This window comes from Saccharopolyspora hirsuta (assembly GCF_008630535.1).
In the GTDB taxonomy this organism is placed as follows: domain Bacteria; phylum Actinomycetota; class Actinomycetes; order Mycobacteriales; family Pseudonocardiaceae; genus Saccharopolyspora; species Saccharopolyspora hirsuta.
In genome coordinates this window covers 142,316-159,263 of the sequence record NZ_VWPH01000008.1, presented here as the reverse complement: position 1 = coordinate 159,263, position 16,948 = coordinate 142,316, and the positions used below count along the sequence as shown (strand labels likewise).

Annotated in this window: 20 protein-coding genes; 1 reads left to right on the top strand and 19 read right to left on the bottom strand. The window is 70.5% G+C overall.

From position 1 onward, the window contains the following. The first annotated feature begins 17 nt into the window (after positions 1 to 17). A complete protein-coding gene (locus tag F1721_RS18875; protein WP_150068031.1) occupies positions 18 to 935 on the top strand; it encodes a hypothetical protein in 918 nt (305 codons plus the stop codon). A 99-nt stretch (positions 936 to 1,034) separates the two neighbouring features. On the opposite strand, the gene F1721_RS18870 is transcribed toward F1721_RS18875, so the two are convergent. The 19 genes from F1721_RS18870 to pyrR all read right to left on the bottom strand — a co-directional run bounded on the left by F1721_RS18870 (position 1,035) and on the right by pyrR (position 16,686). Then, positions 1,035 to 1,562: a DUF3558 domain-containing protein gene (locus F1721_RS18870; protein WP_170301534.1), complete on the bottom strand. Its 528-nt coding sequence runs from the start codon at positions 1,560 to 1,562 to the stop codon at positions 1,035 to 1,037. A gap of 115 nt (positions 1,563 to 1,677) precedes the next feature. Further along, a complete protein-coding gene (locus F1721_RS18865) occupies positions 1,678 to 2,184 on the bottom strand; it encodes a hypothetical protein (protein WP_150068029.1) in 507 nt (168 codons plus the stop codon). Next, positions 2,181 to 3,227, bottom strand: a complete 1,047-nt coding sequence (locus tag F1721_RS18860) for a serine/threonine-protein kinase (protein WP_150068028.1) — start codon at positions 3,225 to 3,227, stop codon at positions 2,181 to 2,183. Before F1721_RS18860 ends, F1721_RS18865 begins: the two co-directional genes overlap by 4 nt. Before the next feature lie 127 nt (positions 3,228 to 3,354). Then, positions 3,355 to 3,537 carry a hypothetical protein gene (locus tag F1721_RS18855; RefSeq protein WP_150068027.1) on the bottom strand — a complete coding sequence of 61 codons (183 nt, stop codon included), beginning with the start codon at positions 3,535 to 3,537 and terminating at the stop codon, positions 3,355 to 3,357. Next, positions 3,513 to 3,641: a hypothetical protein gene (locus F1721_RS35370; RefSeq protein ID WP_281288784.1), complete on the bottom strand. Its 129-nt coding sequence runs from the start codon at positions 3,639 to 3,641 to the stop codon at positions 3,513 to 3,515. The genes F1721_RS18855 and F1721_RS35370 overlap by 25 nt, the downstream gene beginning before the upstream one ends. 3 nt (positions 3,642 to 3,644) lie before the next feature. Then, on the bottom strand, positions 3,645 to 4,232 hold the full coding sequence (locus F1721_RS18850) for a hypothetical protein (RefSeq protein WP_150068026.1): 588 nt from the start codon (positions 4,230 to 4,232) through the stop codon (positions 3,645 to 3,647). Between the two features lie 109 nt (positions 4,233 to 4,341). Continuing rightward, on the bottom strand, positions 4,342 to 5,061 hold the full coding sequence (locus F1721_RS18845; protein ID WP_150068025.1) for a hypothetical protein: 720 nt from the start codon (positions 5,059 to 5,061) through the stop codon (positions 4,342 to 4,344). A 21-nt stretch (positions 5,062 to 5,082) separates the two neighbouring features. Beyond that, positions 5,083 to 6,081, bottom strand: coding sequence for a WXG100 family type VII secretion target (locus F1721_RS18840; RefSeq protein WP_246155132.1), 999 nt, complete (start codon positions 6,079 to 6,081; stop codon positions 5,083 to 5,085). Positions 6,082 to 6,221: 140 nt separating this feature from the next. Continuing rightward, positions 6,222 to 6,545: a hypothetical protein gene (locus F1721_RS18835; RefSeq protein WP_246155131.1), complete on the bottom strand. Its 324-nt coding sequence runs from the start codon at positions 6,543 to 6,545 to the stop codon at positions 6,222 to 6,224. A gap of 11 nt (positions 6,546 to 6,556) precedes the next feature. After that, positions 6,557 to 7,063 (bottom strand): YbaB/EbfC family nucleoid-associated protein, encoded by a 507-nt coding sequence (locus F1721_RS18830; protein WP_150068023.1) that lies wholly within the window; start codon positions 7,061 to 7,063, stop codon positions 6,557 to 6,559. 94 nt (positions 7,064 to 7,157) lie between these two features. Continuing rightward, positions 7,158 to 7,685 (bottom strand): hypothetical protein, encoded by a 528-nt coding sequence (locus F1721_RS18825; RefSeq protein ID WP_150068022.1) that lies wholly within the window; start codon positions 7,683 to 7,685, stop codon positions 7,158 to 7,160. A 12-nt stretch (positions 7,686 to 7,697) separates the two neighbouring features. Then, entirely contained in the window at positions 7,698 to 7,931 is a 234-nt protein-coding gene (locus tag F1721_RS34485) for a hypothetical protein (RefSeq protein ID WP_170301533.1), read from the bottom strand. An 82-nt stretch (positions 7,932 to 8,013) separates the two neighbouring features. Next, complete coding sequence (pyrF, locus tag F1721_RS18820) at positions 8,014 to 8,862, bottom strand: orotidine-5'-phosphate decarboxylase (protein ID WP_150068021.1); 849 nt, start codon at positions 8,860 to 8,862, stop codon at positions 8,014 to 8,016. Then, positions 8,859 to 12,179 (bottom strand): carbamoyl-phosphate synthase large subunit, encoded by a 3,321-nt coding sequence (gene carB / locus F1721_RS18815; protein ID WP_150068020.1) that lies wholly within the window; start codon positions 12,177 to 12,179, stop codon positions 8,859 to 8,861. The genes pyrF and carB overlap by 4 nt, the downstream gene beginning before the upstream one ends. Further along, complete coding sequence (gene carA, locus F1721_RS18810; protein WP_150068019.1) at positions 12,179 to 13,300, bottom strand: glutamine-hydrolyzing carbamoyl-phosphate synthase small subunit; 1,122 nt, start codon at positions 13,298 to 13,300, stop codon at positions 12,179 to 12,181. Before carA ends, carB begins: the two co-directional genes overlap by 1 nt. Beyond that, on the bottom strand, positions 13,297 to 13,869 hold the full coding sequence (locus F1721_RS18805) for a PH-like domain-containing protein (RefSeq protein WP_246155130.1): 573 nt from the start codon (positions 13,867 to 13,869) through the stop codon (positions 13,297 to 13,299). The genes carA and F1721_RS18805 overlap by 4 nt, the downstream gene beginning before the upstream one ends. Beyond that, on the bottom strand, positions 13,869 to 15,167 hold the full coding sequence (locus F1721_RS18800) for a dihydroorotase (protein WP_150068018.1): 1,299 nt from the start codon (positions 15,165 to 15,167) through the stop codon (positions 13,869 to 13,871). Before F1721_RS18800 ends, F1721_RS18805 begins: the two co-directional genes overlap by 1 nt. Further along, positions 15,164 to 16,096 carry an aspartate carbamoyltransferase catalytic subunit gene (locus F1721_RS18795; RefSeq protein WP_150068239.1) on the bottom strand — a complete coding sequence of 311 codons (933 nt, stop codon included), beginning with the start codon at positions 16,094 to 16,096 and terminating at the stop codon, positions 15,164 to 15,166. The genes F1721_RS18800 and F1721_RS18795 overlap by 4 nt, the downstream gene beginning before the upstream one ends. Continuing rightward, complete coding sequence (gene pyrR / locus F1721_RS18790; RefSeq protein ID WP_150068017.1) at positions 16,096 to 16,686, bottom strand: bifunctional pyr operon transcriptional regulator/uracil phosphoribosyltransferase PyrR; 591 nt, start codon at positions 16,684 to 16,686, stop codon at positions 16,096 to 16,098. The genes F1721_RS18795 and pyrR overlap by 1 nt, the downstream gene beginning before the upstream one ends. Positions 16,687 to 16,948 lie beyond the last annotated feature (262 nt).

Sequence of the window (16,948 nt, the reverse complement as noted above, 5' to 3'; positions counted from 1 at the left end):
TGTTCTGCCTCCATACGATGCAGCAGATCAAGGGCACATCAGGCAGGGAGGGTCTTGTGCCAAACCAACCGGGGTGGAACCCGAACCAGCAGTGGGGGCCGGACCAGGGACCAGGCGGCGGGTGGTACGGGCCGCCACCAGCCCAACAGACACCACCTGCTCGCAAGCGCCGGAAGTGGCCGTTCATCGCCATCCCCCTTGCCGTGCTGCTGCTCGTCCTCGCGGGCCGCGTCTTCTACGTGCACGTCATCAATCCGCCGAAGAAGATCGCCACGTCCACCAGCGAGGCAGCTCCGCCACCGTCCTTTCCCATGCCCACCACAAGCGAGCGGAAGCCGCCGGAACCCGGCGAGCCGGTCCCGTGCCAGGAAAGGCATCCGAACGGTTACCAGTGCTTTCCCGATGACTTCAACCCGGAGGCCGTGATGGACAGCGTCGCAGCTGAGGGGTGGAAATGCCTTCGAGAAGGCGAGACGGATGAAGGCGGGTTCACCGTGAAAGCGCCGCGGAGGTGCGAGGGCAAGGACAACGTCAACCAGCCCTACACCATCTACGGGTCAATCGAGTACAAGAGGTTCTCCAACCTGCCAGACGGCAAGCTCATGGATTTCACCATCAGCGTGAGCACCTCAGCCAAGGCAAGCAGGGGCGAGCACACCACCAGGGAAGATCCGCCGAAGGCCCTGCTCCGTGCCGTCGATGTCACGTACAAGCACATCTGGCAGGGCAAACCAGAGCTTCTGAAGGAAGCCACCGACGCCTTCGAGCAGATCAAACCCGGGTGCATGTCACCGGCCGGACAGACCTTCGAGGGCGTGAGCGCGACTACCCCGTCCGGCTACGAGATCAACTGCAGTGGCGGGACTTCCATCGCCTCCGGAGACGTCGTGACGCACGGCCAGTCGCTGACGATCAGCGCGGCGCGCCCCAAGTGACCACTCCCGAAAGGCGCCATATCCGGTGAGGCTGGCGATTTCGCGCGAAAGCGGCGCTCTGCACGCCTGGCGGGTGGCAGTTTCGCGCGAAATCGGTGGCTACGCCGGTGGGAGGGTCTTCAGGGCTTCTTCCACGACCTTGGTTGCTGCGTCGCAGCTGCCGCCTACCTCGATCGGGGCTCCGGGGCGGACCAGGGCTGAGACGCGGAGGGTTCCCGTGTCCGCTGCGTCGACGACCAGGGTGCAGCCCGTCGTGTCGTTGACCTTGGCCGTCGGGTAGCCCGCGATGTCGAGCTGTTGGGCACCTCGGTTGGCTTCGGCGAACTGCTGGTAGGTGGTCGTTCCGTCCACCGCGGCGAAGGCCGACCAGCCGGGGCCTCCTGGGGTGCCCGAGCCGTATTCGCAGCCCTGCTTGCCGTTCTGGTCCGTCGGCTTCGGTTCTTGGTCCAGGGACAGGGTTTTCCGCTGGTCCTCGGTGAGCAGGGCGCACGGGTCGGACGTGCTCAGGGACTTCGGCGGGGCCGCTCGGTTCGGGGCGTCCGGTTGGTCGGTCGGGGTTGCGCCGGAACTGCAGCCCGCCAGCAGCAGGCCAGCCGCGATCACGCCTGCAGCGAGTCCCTCGCGCAACTTCCGCCTCCTCGGGGTCGCGGGTCGCCGCCCGCACCGGATCAGTGCGAGCGAACCCTGCCACACCCCGCGAAATTGGCACAACCACTTGCGCGGCGACCGGGAACTTTCCCGTTCAGTCGTCGCCGTTGCCGTTGTTGTTCCCGTTGTTGTTGCCGTTGTTCTCGCGGACCTTGCGCCACTCCTCGCGGTTCTCCTCCCAGGACTTGCGCATCTCCTCCCACTTCCGGGCCCGCTCCTCCGCCCGCTCCTGGCGCTGCTCGGTCCGCTCCTGCGCGGGCGGCGCGAGGACCGGCGGGTCCGGTACGACCGTCACGGTGACCGGGGCCGGGGGTTCCGGCAGCGGCAAGGTGCGGACGTCCTGGGCGACCCGCTCGGTCGCGGTGAGCAGCGTGCGGGCGGTCTCCGTGGCGAGCTCGCCGCGCGCCTGGGCTTCGGCGATCGCCCGGTGCAGGTCGCCGAGCGCCGCCTCCGCGGCGGGGCGGTCGTGGTTCTCCGCTGCGGACTTCACCGCTTCCACGTGCCCGAGCAGCTGCTCGCGGATCTGCGGGTCCATCGCGCGGGGCGCGCTGCTGCAACCGGCGAGCGCCAGCAGCAGGACCGGCAGCAGGAGGCGCTTCATTCTCGGATCAGTCCCTCCAGGTTGGCGAGGTCCTCCGGCAGCCGCTCCACCCCGGCCGGGCCGGACACCGGCGGCAGGTTCGGCGGTTCCGGGGCCGGGGGCAGGGCGAGGAACACGATCAAGGCCACCAGCAGCACCCCGAGCCCGGCGCCGCTGAGCAGCCACGGCTTCAGGTTGCGGCGCGGTTCGGGCTTCGGCAGCAGCTGGGTCGCCGGGCGCGGTGGCTCCGCCTGGATGCGCGGGATGACGTCGGTCGACCGGCCCGCCAGCAGGTCCGCGCACTCCGCCGCGGTCGGGCGCTTGGCCGGGTCGGACCCGGTCATCAGCAGCAGGGCCCGGTGCAGTCCGGTGGGCAGCGACAGCGGGATCTCCGGGGCGCGGACCAGCCGCGCCACCGCGCTCTCCGCCCCGGAACCGGGGTACTCGACCCGCCCCGTCACGCTCTCCAGCAGCACCAGGCCCAGCGCGTAGACGTCGGCGGGGTAGCCGACCTCACCACCGCTGACCTGCTCCGGGGACATGTAGGTGGCGGTGCCGATGAGCACGCCGGAGCTGGTCCTGCGCGCAGCCGCGGCGGCCAGCCGCGAGATGCCGAAGTCGGCGAGGTAGACGCTGTCGTCGCAGGCGATCAGCACGTTGGAGGGTTTGACGTCGCGGTGCACGATGCCGTTGTCGTGCACGTGGGCGAGCACGTCGGCCAGCCGGGAACCGATCTCGGCCACGCGCTGCGGCGACAGCGGGCCGAGCTGGACCTCGTCGGCGAGGGTGCGGCCCTCGACCAGCTCCATGATCAGGTACAGCTCGTCGGGCCCGGCGCTGAAGTCGTGCACGGTGACCAGGCCCGGGTGGCTGAGCCCGGCGAGAGTGCGGGCCTCCTCGGCGAACCGCTCCCGGCCTGCGGCGTCGGCGCCGGAGCGGAACACCTTCGCGGCCACGACCCGCTGCAACCGGGTGTCCATCGCCCGGTACACGTCGGCCATCCCGCCACTGCCGATGCGGGCACCCAACCGGTACCGCCCGCCCAGCAGAGGTGCCTCACCCATCGACCCCTCCGGTCCTTGCGCTCCCGCAACCGACATTAGCCGAACCGGCGCGCACACCTGCGGGACGACCGGGGGACCGCGGCTACGGAGGAAACGGGTTGACAGCCGCGGTGCCGCGAGTTAGCGCTCAGACCAGGACGAACACGAGAGCGGTCAGCAGGAAGAGCAAGGACAGCACGTAGCAGATGATCCGCGCACCCCACGCCAGCGGCGAAAGCCGCACCCGCGCGACCCCGTCGCTGTCGCTGAACTTGCCCCAGTAGAACGAGCTGTACGCGGCGGCGATCAACCCGAGATCACCCCGGCCCACGCCAGCGGCCCCTCGCCCACGACCCGCATCAGCACCAGCCCACCGGCCATCACCACCACCGCGGCCACCCGACCACCGGTCCATCGCCAACCCTCAACAGCCACTCGCTACCCTCCGAAAAGAGCATTCCCAGCGGACACAACGGACTCCGCCGCGGCCTTGTTGTCCATTCGAATCAGCACCGTCGAACCGTCCTGGAAGGCGATCTGCCCGAACCACGCGGGGTCGACATCGCGCCCCATCGGCACTGCGCCGAAATGGCGGATCGCCGCGCTGGGCGCCTCCCACAGCGTCAGCAGGGATTCCTCGTCCGACTGCACCAAGGACTGGGCGTCCTTGGCGATCGACTTGGCGCGCGACAGCCAGCCGCCGGACTGCTGTTCGGCCCTCGGTTCCGCCTTCTTCGCCGCGGACGCCGCCATCACCACGGCGAGGCGGTGGTTCGACAGGACCAACCAGGCATCGGCTCCGCCCGCAGCGAGCCCGTCGGCGACCCCGGCTGCAGCGCCTGCCGGGTTCGGCGCGTGCGCCCACGCCCAGATCGACGGGTCGTGCACCCACTCATCGCCGTGGTAGCGCCCGGTGGCGATCGCCTCGGTCGGCAACGGCCACTCCGGAACTCCGGCGCTCTGCAGCGGGATCCGCCCGCCGTGCTCGTGCGGAGCTCCTCGACGACCACCGATGTCGGAGGCCACGTGACCCCACCGCGGCCCGATCCGCATCAGCAATCGTTCGCCCGGCTGACACCACGTCTGCGCGGCGAGCTTCTCCAGTTTGAACGGGTCTTTCAACACGAGAGCCCCCCTACTGACGTCCGAACGCCATCGCTTCGAGACGTGCGACGTTCTCCTCCGTTGGCGAGAGCACGTCCAGGCCGGATCCGTCGGCCAGTTCGACGCGCAGCGCGAAGACCTTGCGCGGCGCGTACCCGCCCGGAAGCTTCCGGTTCGTCCGGTTGACTGCCCGGACCTGCTGCACCGGGAACTCCGCGCGGACGGCGACCGGCGCGACCGGAATCGGCTCGTTCGGCGGGTACTCGCCGAGTTTCTTGTCCTGCAGGATGTCCACCACGTCACGGGAGAAGTCCCGGACCCCGACACCGAACTTGCGGGCCTTCTGCCAGATGGAGTCACCGGAGTCTTCCGCTTCCTCCGTCGGCGGAGGCACCTCCGCCAGCAGGGCGAGGCGATGCGAGGTCAGCACCCAGGTGAAGCGGGCATCGGCGTCCTCAGCGGGACGAGCCTGCATGATCTGCGCCTGCGGCCCCGGACCGAAGCAGACGACCTTCGGCGGGGGGAGGCGGTTGTCGTGGTCGGACGAGGCGCTCACCATGTCTTCCACCGCCGTGGCCACCCGCCCGACACCAGCGGCTACCGAGCCGCCGCCCGCCCGGCCTTCCCACGACAGGCCGTTGACGTCGAACCGGATGCTGGACCGGGTGCACGGCACCGCGAAGCGGATGACCTCATCCGACCGGCACCAACCGTGCCGAGCCGCCAACACCCCACCGACTCGCCTGCTCACCGCATCACTCCGCACTCATCGTCACGAGAAGCCCTTCTCCTGAGCTGCTCTGCGATCTTCCTCGGACAGATCGCCCTGGAACCAACCCTTGCCCGTGTCGTAGACGTGGTTGGCCCCTTGCTCGATCGCCGCATCGGTGCCGACCTCCATGCCCGCCGACATGGCCGCTCGCCCGACGCTGGTCTGGCCACCGAGGACGCTGCCGATCACCCGCTGGCTCACGTTAGCGGCCAGCGCGCTTTCGCCGGTGGCTCCCTTCATGAACACGTTCGACGTGGTCGACGCCAGAGTGTCGGCATCGAACTGCTTCGCGACGCCGAACACCGGGTTCTGCCGCCCCAGGCGGTTGGTCAGCATCTGACCGCCGGGAATGTTGTTGACCCGGTCCAGCACGCTCTTCAGCGGACCGCGCAGCCGCACCAGCAGCTGCTCAAGCTTCTGGAACAGCTGGAAGAGCTTGCCCTGCACCTGAGCGATCCGGGCGCTGATGCGGCCGCCCTGCACGCCGACCTGGGCAGCGGTACCGGCGCTCGCCGCTCCGACGGAGGCACCGGCGGTGATCCACGACGCCGCCAGCGCGGCCAGCCACTGGACGATCAGGCCGATGATCAGCTCCGTGACCACCTGGATGAAGAACTCGACGAACATGTCGAAGATGTCGGCGATCATGTCCAGCGTGCCCTTGAGGTCGCGGACGTCCTGTGCCAGGGCCTTCACCCCGTCGCCGAATTCCGTCATCTGCTTGCGGAAGGCGTCGCCGTCCTTGCCGACCCACGTCTCGGCGGTGGCCTGAGCGCGATTCTTCTCCTGTTCGGAGACCTGGTCGAGCCAGACCGCGACCTTCTCCCACCCCTCACCGGTGGCGCGCATCTGCTCCGGATCACCGACCGCGTACTCGGCGAGTTCGATCAGCGGGCTGAGCACGATCGACACCAAAAAGCCCAGGCCGTTGCTCATCAACGCCTGCCCTGGGCTGGCCATCGACGTGAGCAGTTCCGCGCGCGCCGACACCGCCGCCACGCCCCACTCCGGCGGGGACGAAGCATCGGCGAGGTCTTGCCCGGCCCCCACCAACGAGGAACCTCGGCCGGCGGCCTGCTCGAACCAGTTCTTCGAATCGCCGTCGCCCTGGTTCAGCGACTGGAAGTCACCCGGCCCCGTCATCCCGCCAGATCCTCCCCTGCCTTCTTCAGCATCTCGGAGATCTGCTTCTCGGTCTCGGCGTAGTCCTTGATCGTGTCGTCGAGCGACTGCTTGGTGTGCTTCAGGAACTCCTGCGCCTTGGTCGCCAGCTCCCGGCACTGGTCGAGGCTCTCGAAGTACTTGCTGCTGATGCCCACCGCTTCACCGATGGGGCCGAAGCACTGGTCGTCCACCTTCGCCTGGTGGAGCAGGTCGGCGAGCTGGGCGAACTTGTCGGCCAGGCTCTCGCAGCCCTGGCCGTGGCCGGACAACGTCTCCGGCGTCACCTTCAAATCCGTCATGTACATCCCCCTCAGCGCAGGAACGAGCCCGTGGAGAAGTCGTCGTCATCGTCGTACGCCTCGCTCCGCTGCGGCTGGCGCTTGGACGTTGCCGGGCCGGGGGACGGTTCCCGCTGAGCGGTGGGCGTTGCCGCGGGCCCGGCCGTCGGCGCTTCGTCGTCGGGCTGCGGTTTGAGCGTGGGGGCTTGGGCGTTGAACGCCTGCTGGAACTGCTCGTACTGGTCGCCGAGGATCGGCGCCACCGCGCTGTTCATCTTCTCCGCCGCGTTCGCCGTCGCCTGGCGGATCGTGGCCATGATCTGCTGCTGCAGGTCGTTGGCCGACTGGCGGACCGCGTTCGGCGCCAGCTTCAGGTCCAGCACCGCTCCGGAGGCGGCCACCGTCACCGTGACCGAGCGGTCCTGGCTGCTCGCCGTGCCCTGCATGTCCTGCATCGCCGACTGGAGCTCGGACGCCTTCTGCGCCTGCTCTTCGAAGCGACGCATCATCGCCTGGATTCGCTCTGAAGCCGTGCTCACCGATTACCCCTCGACTCGGACCTGCTCCGATCGAGACTAGCCGACCGGCGACCACGCGTTCGAAGCTTTCGCCGGTCTTGTTCGCGCTAGCGAATCAGGTGCGCTGGTGCTGCCGGTTGCTGAACCGCACTCGGCGGGCGATCTGCACCAGGACCACGACGATCATCAGGCTGGACGCCGACATCAGGACGTACAGGACGTTCAGTCCGGTCTTGTCGTAGCGGTCCGGGAGGAGGACCGTCGTCGGGCCGGTGCAGCGGACCTCCGCCGGACCGGAGAACCACGCCGGTTCCGGGGCGGGGAGGCGGGAGCTGCGGAGGCTGTTGGCCGGGCGGTCGGGGACGAACTGCCGCGCCTCACCGCTCTCCGGGAGCACCTGGCACTTCACGTACTCGTCGCGCTGAGCCGCCAGCCCGAACGGCTGCCCCTGCTCCAGCTCCACCTGTGCGACCGGGTCGGCGGTGGCCTCCCCATTGCCGAAGACGCGGGACCAGATCGCGGCCTCGGTGGAGACCAGGAAGTAGCCAGCGGTGACCAACCAGACCAGCACGAGCACGATGATCCAGCGCAGCACGCGCGGCGGCTTCTTCTGCGCGACAGCGCCATTCGCAGCGGGGTGCATGCGGATTTCCTATCAGGCGCGCCGACTCCACGTCCGGCGAGTGCTGATTTCGCGCGAAACCGCCGGTTTCCACGCCTGAGAAGTGCCTGTTTCGCACGAAATCGCCGCTCCGCCCGAGCACTGGCTCAACGGCGCGGGACAATGCCTCCGCAACCCCAGCGCCAGCAACTCCTCCCCCTGCTCCAGCACCTGCCGGGCGTCATCGCCGTGAATCCTGAGCGCGTTCAACAACGGCATGATCAGCACCCCCGGATTCTGGTTCTACAGGGCAAAACGAAGGAAGGGCACCTTTGCCGGATGTGCCGGGAAGGTGCCCTTCGCTTCCGCTTCAGCCGTGGAGGAGTTCCGATACCTCGTCTCGGACCCGGTGGGCCGCCGCGCGCAGGGCGTCGGGGGTCGGGCCGTGGCGGAGGATGTCTCGGGAGGTGGTCGGGAGGACGTTCGGGAGGGATTCGCCAAAGACCTCCCGCAGGGTTCGGACCGTCGCTCCCTGGGCTCCCAGGCCGGGGGCCAGGATCGGGCCGTTGAGCCGGGAGAAGTCCAGGTCGCCCGGGCGGATCGTGGCGCCCGCCACCACCCCGACGTGGCCCATCGGGGTCGCGTCGAGGTTGGTCTCCGCCGCCGAGTCCACGATGTACTGGGCGACCGAGTCGCCGCTGCCGTGGATCGACTGCTGCAGGCCCGCACCCTCCGGGTTCGAGGTGCGGGCCAGCACGAACACGCCGCGGCCGGTCTGCTCGGCCATGCCGATCGCCGGGGCCAGCGAGCCGTAGCCCAGGTACGGCGAGACGGTGATCGCGTCCGCCGCCAGCGGGGCGTGCTCGTCCAGGTAGGCCATCGCGTAGGCCGTCATGGTGGAGCCGATGTCGCCGCGCTTGACGTCCAGCAGGACCAGCGCACCGGCCTGCTGCGCCTCGCGGATCACCTTCTCCAGCACCGCGATCCCGGCCGAGCCGTAGACCTCGAAGAACGCCGACTGCGGCTTGAGCACCGCGACCTCACCGGCCAGCGCCTCCACCGCGGTCATCGCGAACCGCTCCAGCGAGGCGGGCGACTCGTCGAGGTCCCAGGCCAGCAGCAGCGACGGGTGCGGGTCGATGCCCACGCACAGCGGGCCGCGCGCCCGCACCACGTCGGTCAGCCGCTGGCCGAAGGGCGCCCGCAGCGGGGCGGTCACCGCTGCCCACCGCCCTGCCGCAGCGCCGCCTGCAGCGCCTGGAGCGGTCGGACCCCGATGTTGCCCTGGATCGCGGCCTCGATGCCCTGCACCGCCGCGGCCGCGCCCTGCACCGTGGTGATGCACGGGATGTCGCGGGAGACCGCCGCGGTGCGGATCTCGTAGCCGTCGACGCGCGGGCCCGGGTTGCCGTACGGGGTGTTGATCACCATGTCGACCTCGCCCGCCTTGACCAGCTCGACGATGTCGCGCTCCCCGTCGACCTTCTCGATGTGCTTGGCGACCACGGTGGACGGAATCCCGTTGCGCCGCAGCACCTCCGCGGTGCCGCTGGTGGCCAGGATCTCGAAGCCCAGGTCCGCCAGCCGCTTGACCGGGAACACCAGGGACCGCTTGTCCTTGTTGGCCACCGAGACGAACACCTTGCCGGAGGTCGGCAGCGAACCGTAGGCACCGGCCTGGGACTTGGCGAACGCCTGCCCGAAGGAGGTGTCGATGCCCATCACCTCGCCGGTCGACTTCATCTCCGGCCCGAGCAGCGAGTCCACCCCGACGCCCTCGCGGGTGCGGAACCGGTGGAACGGCAGCACCGCTTCCTTGACCGCCACCGGCGCGTCGATCGGCAGGTCCGCGCCGTCGCCCTCGCCCGGCAGGATGCCCTCCGCGCGCAGGTCGGCGATCTTGGCGCCGAGCATGATCCGCGCGGCGGCCTTCGCCAGCGGCGCGGCGGTCGCCTTGGACACGAACGGCACGGTCCGCGAGGCGCGCGGGTTGGCCTCCAGCACGTACAGCACGTCGTCCTTGAGCGCGTACTGCACGTTCAGCAGGCCGTGCACGCCGATGCCGCGGGCGATGGCCTCGGTGGACCGCCGCACCATCTCGATGTCCTGGCGGCCCAGCGTGATCGGCGGCAGCGCGCACGCCGAGTCGCCGGAGTGGATACCGGCCTCCTCGATGTGCTCCATCACGCCGCCGAGGTAGACGTCGGTGCCGTCGCACAGCGCGTCCACGTCGATCTCGATGGCGTCGTCGAGGAAGTTGTCCACCAGCACCGGGTGCTCCGGGGTGACCTCGGTGGCGCGGGCGATGTAGTTCTCCAGCGACGCCTCGTCGTAGACGATCTCCATGCCGCGCCCGCCGAGCACGTAGGACGGCCGCACCAGCACCGGGTAGCCGATCTCGTCGGCGATCCGCTTGGCGCCCTCGAAGGAGGTCGCGGTGCCGTACTTCGGCGCGGGCAGACCCGCCCCGGCCAGCACGTCGCCGAACGCGCCGCGGTCCTCGGCCAGGTGGATCGCCTCCGGCGGGGTGCCCACGATCGGCACCCCGGCCTCGGCCAGCCGCTTGGCCAGGCCCAGCGGGGTCTGGCCGCCCAGCTGCACGATCACGCCCGCGACCGTGCCGGACCGCTGCTCGGAGTGCACGACCTCCAGCACGTCCTCGAAGGTCAGCGGCTCGAAGTAGAGCCGGTCCGAGGTGTCGTAGTCGGTGGAGACGGTCTCCGGGTTGCAGTTGACCATCACGGTCTCGTACCCGGCCTCCCGCAGCGCCATCGCGGCGTGCACGCAGGAGTAGTCGAACTCGATGCCCTGGCCGATCCGGTTCGGGCCGGAGCCGAGGATGATCACCTTCGGCCGCTCGCGCTGCTCGGTGACCTCCGACTCCGCCGCCGGGTCGGACTCGTAGGCCGAGTAGTGGTACGGCGTGCGGGCCGCGAACTCGGCCGCGCAGGTGTCCACCGTCTTGTACACCGGCCGCACGCCCAGCCGGTGCCGCAGCGCGCGGACGCCGTCCTCACCGGCCAGTTCCGGCCGCAGCGCGGCGATCTGGCGGTCCGACAGCCCGGCCCGCTTGGCCCGCCGCAGCAGCGCCGCGTCCAGCACCGGGGCCTCGACCAGCTCGGCGCGCAGCTCCACCCACGCCGCGATCTGGTCGACGAACCACGGGTCGATGCCCGAGGCCTCGTGCACCTGCTCCACCGAAGCGCCCAGCCGCAGCGCGCGCTCCACGTTGTAGAGGCGACCGTCGTGCGGGGTGCGCAGCAGCTCCAAAGTGGACTCGACGGTGATGCCCTCCGGGTCCGGCTTGGTCCAGAAGCCCGCGGCCTTGGTCTCCATCGAGCGCAGCGCCTTGCCCAGCGCCTCGGAGAAGCTGCGGCCCACGGCCATCGCCTCGCCGACGCTCTTCATCGTCGTGGTCAGCTCCTGGTCCGCGCCCGGGAACTTCTCGAAGGCGAACCGCGGCACCTTCACCACCACGTAGTCCAGCGTCGGCTCGAAGCTCGCCGGTGTCTCGCCGGTGATGTCGTTGCGGATCTCGTCCAGCGTGTAGCCCACCGCCAGCTTCGCGGCGATCTTGGCGATCGGGAAGCCGGTCGCCTTCGAGGCCAGCGCCGAGGAGCGCGACACCCGCGGGTTCATCTCGATGACGACCATCCGGCCGGTCTCCGGGTGGATGGCGAACTGGATGTTGCAGCCACCGGTGTCCACCCCGACCTCGCGCAGCACCGCGATGCCCACGTTGCGCATGTGCTGGTACTCGCGGTCGGTCAGCGTCATCGACGGCGCCACCGTGACCGAGTCGCCGGTGTGCACGCCCATCGCGTCGATGTTCTCGATCGAGCAGATGACCACCACGTTGTCCGCGTGGTCGCGCATCAGCTCGAGCTCGTACTCCTTCCAACCGAGGACGCTCTCCTCGATCAGCACCTCGTGCACCGGGGACTCGGCCAGCCCGAAGGAGGCCATCCGCTCCAGCTCCTCCTCCGTGTGCGCCATGCCCGAGCCCAGGCCGCCCATGGTGAAGCTGGGCCGGATGACCACCGGGAGGCTGTGCGCCGCGACGAACGCGCGCACGTCCTCCATCGACTTGCACACCGCCGACTCCGGCACCTCGCCGCCGACGGCGCGCACGATGTCCTTGAAGCGCTGCCGGTCCTCGCCGCGCTGGATCGCCTCCACGTCGGCACCGATCAGCTCGACGCCGTACTTCTCCAGCACACCCCGCTCGTGCAGGGCCATCGCGGTGTTCAGCGCGGTCTGCCCGCCCAGCGTGGCCAGGATGGCGTCCGGCCGCTCGGCCGCGATCACCTTCTCCACGAACTCCGGGGTGATCGGCTCGATGTAGGTCGCGTCGGCGAACTCCGGGTCGGTCATGATCGTCGCCGGGTTGGAGTTCACCAGCGAGACGCGGATGCCCTCCTCGCGCAGCACCCGGCAGGCCTGGGTTCCGGAGTAGTCGAACTCGCACGCCTGGCCGATCACGATCGGCCCGGAACCGATGACGAGTACGTGCTTGATATCGGTCCTCTTCGGCATCAGCGAGTCTCCGTCATCAGATCAACGAACTTGTCGAACAGCGGTGCGGCGTCGTGCGGACCCGCCGCCGCTTCGGGGTGGTACTGGACGCTGAACGCCGGGCCGTCGAGCAGCCGCAGGCCCTCGACCGCACCGTCGTTCGCGCAGTGGTGGCTGACCATCGCGCGGCCGAAGTCGGTGTCGAACTGCTCGCCCGGCTCGCCCTCCACGGCGAAGCCGTGGTTCTGCGCGGTGATCGCGACCTTGCCGGTCTCGGCGTCGATCACCGGGATGTTGATGCCCCGGTGGCCGTAGCGCAGCTTGTAGGTGCCGCGGCCCAGCGCGCGGCCGAGGATCTGGTTGCCGAAGCAGATGCCGAACAGCGGCAGCTTGCGGTCCAGCGCCTGGCGGGTCAGCTCGACCTGCGCGTCGGTGGTGGCCGGGTCGCCCGGGCCGTTGGACAGGAACAGCCCGTCCGGGCTGATCGACAGCACCTCGTCCAGGGTGGACGCCAGCGGCAGCACGTGGACCTCGATGCCGCGCTCGGCCATCATCCGCGGGGTGTTGGACTTGATGCCCAGGTCCAGCGCGGCCACGGTGAACCGCTTCTCCCCGACCGCCGGGACCACGTAGGGCTCGGCGGTGGTGACGTCACCGGCCAGCGAGGCGCCGACCATCTCGGCGCTGGCCTTGACCGCGGCGACCATCTCGTCGTCGCCGCCCAGCTCCGGGCCGGAGAAGATGCCGCCGCGCATCGCACCCAGCTCGCGGACGTGCCGGGTCAGGGTGCGGGTGTCGATACCGGCGATGCCGACGATCCCCTGGCGCTCCAGCTCCTCGTCCAGGGAGCGGCGGGAGCGCCAGTTCGAGGGCCGCCGCGCGGGGTCGCGCACGGCGTACCCGGCGACCCAGATCCGCGCGGACTCGTCGTCCTCGTCGTTCCACCCGGTGTTGCCGATCTGCGGCGCGGTCTGCACCACGATCTGGCGGTGGTAGGAGGGGTCGGTCAGGGTCTCCTGGTAGCCGGTCATGCCGGTGGTGAACACGACCTCCCCGAGGGTGCGGCCCACCTCGCCGTAGGCCTCCCCGCGGAAGATCCGGCCGTCCTCCAGCACCAGCGCGGCCGGGACGTGCTCGCTCATTTCTCCTCCTGCCGCGACTCAGCCGAGCCGCCGGTCGTTTCTTCCGGTCCTGCGTGCGCCGCGCCCACGACTTCCTCGGCGGGGGCCAGGGCGCGGATCGCCTCGACCCACTCGGTCTGCGCGTCCTTGTCGTCACCGCGGAAGCCGGTGTCCAGCAGCACCTCGCCGAGCCGCCAGGTCACCACGACGAGCCCGGCGCCGGGCACCACCTTGTTGGCCAGCTTGTGGTCCAGGCGGCAGTCGACCACCGACTCCGCCGGGATCCACAGGTCGCTGGCCCCGGTCCGCTCCAGCAGCAGGCCCGCGGCGTGCAGGTGCGCGCTGCCGTCGGCGCGGTGGCCGATGTCGCCGACCGCGATGCGGTCCTGCCAGTCGGTGGCCTTCGTGGTGCCGACGTACATGCCGGTGGCGGCGGGCCGCAGCTCCGCACCCGGTTCCGCCGGGGGTGCGGGGAAGTCCGGCAGCTCAGCGGCCTGGCGGCGGGCCCGGTTGCGCCAGCCCCGCCACATCCCGAAGAACACCAGCGCGGCCAGCGCGGCCAGCCCGAGAACCCACAGGGTGCGTTCCATCAGCGCCTCACCTTGCCCTCGTGTGCGGTGAGCCGTCCGCGCAGCAGCGTCGCGACCACCCGGCCCGGCAGCTGCATGCCGTCGAACGGCGAGTTCTCCCCCAGGCTGGCCAGCTCCGCGCCGCGCACCGTCCACTCGGCGTCGGGGTCGACCAGCACCAGGTTCGCCGGTTCGCCCACCGCGACCGGTCGGCCCTGGTCGGCCAGCCCGGCGATCTCGGCGGGGCGTTCGCTCATCACCCGCGCGACGCCGCGCCAGTCCAGCAGGCCGGAGCGCACCATCGTCTGCACGACGATGCCGAGCGCGGTCTGCAGGCCGAGCATGCCGGGCTTGGCGGCGGACCACTCGCAGTCCTTGTCCTGCGCGGCGTGCGGCGCGTGGTCGGTGGCCACGCAGTCCACGGTGCCGTCGGCCAGCGCCCGGCGCAGCGCCAGCACGTCGGCGTCGGTGCGCAGCGGCGGGTTGACCTTGTTGACCGGGTCGTAGGTCTCCAGCCGGTCGTCGGTCAGCAGCAGGTGGTGCGGCGTGACCTCGGCCGACACCTGCCCCGCGGTCTCCCGCGACTTCCACCAGCGCAGGATGTCCGCGGTGCCCGAGGTGGAGACGTGGCAGATGTGCAGCGTGCCCCCGGTGTGCCCGGCGAGCAGGCAGTCGCGCGCGACGATCGCCTCCTCGGCCGGGGCGGGCCACCCGGCCAGGCCCAGCCGCGCGGCGTTCGCGCCCTCGTGCGCCTGCGCGCCCACGGTCAGGCGCGGCTCCTCGGCGTGCTGCGCGACCACACCGCCGAAGGACTTCGTGTACTCCAGCGCGCGGCGCATGATCAGCGGGTCGTGCACGCAGTGGCCGTCGTCGGAGAAGACCCGGACCTCGGCGGCGGAGCGCCGCATGGTGCCCAGCTCGGCGAGCTTCTCGCCCTTGAGCCCGACGGTCACCGCGCCGACCGGGTGCACGTCGACCAGCCCGATCTCGCGGCCGCGCCGCCACACGTGCTCGACGATCACCGCGTTGTCGGCGACCGGGTCGGTGTTGGCCATCGCGAAAACAGCGGTGTAGCCGCCCAGCGCCGCCGCGGCCGAGCCGGTCTCGATGGTCTCGGCGTCCTCGCGGCCCGGCTCCCGCAGGTGGGTGTGCAGGTCCACGAAGCCCGGCAGCAGCACCGCGCCGTCGGCGTGCACGATCTCGTCGGCATCGACGTCGAGGTTCGCCCCGATCTGGGCGACGACCTCGCCCTCGACCAGCACGTCCACCGGATCGCCCTCGCCGTACGGACGGACGTCCTTCAACAACAAGCGGCTCATGCTGAGAGCTCCTCTCCGGCCAGCAGGTGGTAGAGCACCGCCATCCGCACGTGCACGCCGTTGCTGACCTGCTGGGTGATGGCGGCGCGCGGGGAATCGGCCACGGCCGGGGCGATCTCCATGCCGCGCAGCATCGGGCCGGGGTGCAGCACGACCGCGTGCTCCGGCAGCTTGGCCAGCCGCGCCTGGTTGAGCCCGTAGGCGATGGAGTACTCGCGGGCCGACGGGAAGAAGCCGCCGTGCATCCGCTCGGCCTGCACGCGCAGCATCATCACCGCGTCCAGCTTCGGCAGCTCCGGGTCCAGGTCGTGGCGCACCTCCGCACCCCACTGGTCGGCCCCGGTCGGCACCAGCGTCGGCGGCGCGACCAGCACCACCTCGGCGCCGAGGGTCTGCAGCAGGTGCACGTTGGAGCGCGCGACCCGGCTGTGCAGCAGGTCGCCGACGATCGCGATGCGGCGGCCGGACAGCTCGCCCAGCCGCTCCCGCAGCGTCGCGGCGTCCAGCAGCGCCTGGGTCGGGTGCTCGTGCATGCCGTCACCGGCGTTGACGACCTGGGTGCCGACCTCGTCCAGCCACCCGGCCAGCCGGTGCGCGGCCCCCGAGGCGGGGTGCCGGATGATCACGCAGTCCGCGCCCGCCGCGGCCAGCGTCAGCGCGGTGTCGCGCAGCGACTCGCCCTTGTTCACCGACGAGCTGCTGGCCGAGACGTTGATCACGTCGGCGCTCATCCACTTCCCGGCGACCTCGAAGGACACCCGGGTGCGCGTGGAGTTCTCGTAGAACAGGGTCACCACCGTGCGCCCGCGCAACGTCGGCAGCTTCTTCACCTCGCGCCCCAGCAGCGTCTGCTTGAGCGTGTCGGCGGTGTCGAGAACGCTGGTCGCGGTGGCCGCGTCCAGGCCCTCGGTGGACAGCAGGTGGCGCATCACTCATTCCCCTCGTTGCGCCGCAGCACCACGCGGTCCTCGCCGTCGGACTCCGCGAGCTGCACGGCGACGTCCTCGGAGCGCGAGGTGGGGATGTTCTTGCCGACGTAGTCGGCGCGGATCGGCAGTTCGCGGTGCCCGCGGTCGACCAGCACGGCCAGCTGCACGGCGCGGGGGCGGCCCTGGTCGCGCAGGGCGTCGAGGGCGGCGCGCACGGTGCGGCCGGAGAACAGCACGTCGTCGACGAGGACGACCAGGGCGTTGTCGATGCCCTCGACGGGCAGGTCGGTGGGCTCCAGCGGGCGGTTCGGGCGCTTGCGCAGGTCGTCCCGGTAGAGCGTGATGTCCAGGGTGCCGGTGGGCACCGTCACCCCGCTGAACTCGCTGATCTTCGCGGCCAGCCGCCGCGCCAGCGGGGTCCCCCTGGTCGGGATGCCCAGCAGCACGACGTCGCTGCCGCCGGTGTCCAGGGCGGTCTTCTCGATGATCTGGTGAGCGATCCGGGCAATCGTGCGCGCAACGTCACCGGTCGAGAGCAGCTCCCGCTGCCCGACCGGGTCCGCCGCGCCCGCCGGTTGGCGTGACGCCACGGTGCGACCTCCTTCTCCGCCTCACTGGACGGATCCTTAAAGGATGGTGTGTGACCTGCCCCGCAGTCGCCGTTGCGCGAACTCGGGCGGACCGCCGGGCTGCCCCGTACGCTATCAGCGTTGCGCGGTCAATCGTCCGGGTGGTGTGGTGGGACTCGCCCCATTGCCGACAAAGACCAACTTGACCTGGTGACGCTGGCGAGCGAACATTACTCTCCGTATCGATCTGAGCTTTGCTCCCCGGTCGGCACTATCGGCTGAC

What these genes read in the sequence shown, in the direction of transcription:
- F1721_RS18795 (WP_150068239.1), bottom strand. Translation starts at nt 16,096, where the DNA reads ATGCGCCACCTGCTGTCCACCGAGGGCCTGGACGCGGCCACCGCGACC.
- F1721_RS18800 (WP_150068018.1), bottom strand. Translation starts at nt 15,167, where the DNA reads ATGAGCCGCTTGTTGTTGAAGGACGTCCGTCCGTACGGCGAGGGCGAT.
- F1721_RS18805 (WP_246155130.1), bottom strand. Translation starts at nt 13,869, where the DNA reads ATGGAACGCACCCTGTGGGTTCTCGGGCTGGCCGCGCTGGCCGCGCTG.
- F1721_RS18825 (WP_150068022.1), bottom strand. Translation starts at nt 7,685, where the DNA reads ATGCACCCCGCTGCGAATGGCGCTGTCGCGCAGAAGAAGCCGCCGCGC.
- F1721_RS18875 (WP_150068031.1), top strand. Translation starts at nt 18, where the DNA reads ATGCAGCAGATCAAGGGCACATCAGGCAGGGAGGGTCTTGTGCCAAAC.
- F1721_RS18865 (WP_150068029.1), bottom strand. Translation starts at nt 2,184, where the DNA reads ATGAAGCGCCTCCTGCTGCCGGTCCTGCTGCTGGCGCTCGCCGGTTGC.
- carB (WP_150068020.1), bottom strand. Translation starts at nt 12,179, where the DNA reads ATGCCGAAGAGGACCGATATCAAGCACGTACTCGTCATCGGTTCCGGG.
- carA (WP_150068019.1), bottom strand. Translation starts at nt 13,300, where the DNA reads ATGAGCGAGCACGTCCCGGCCGCGCTGGTGCTGGAGGACGGCCGGATC.
- F1721_RS18835 (WP_246155131.1), bottom strand. Translation starts at nt 6,545, where the DNA reads ATGACGGATTTGAAGGTGACGCCGGAGACGTTGTCCGGCCACGGCCAG.
- F1721_RS18860 (WP_150068028.1), bottom strand. Translation starts at nt 3,227, where the DNA reads ATGGGTGAGGCACCTCTGCTGGGCGGGCGGTACCGGTTGGGTGCCCGC.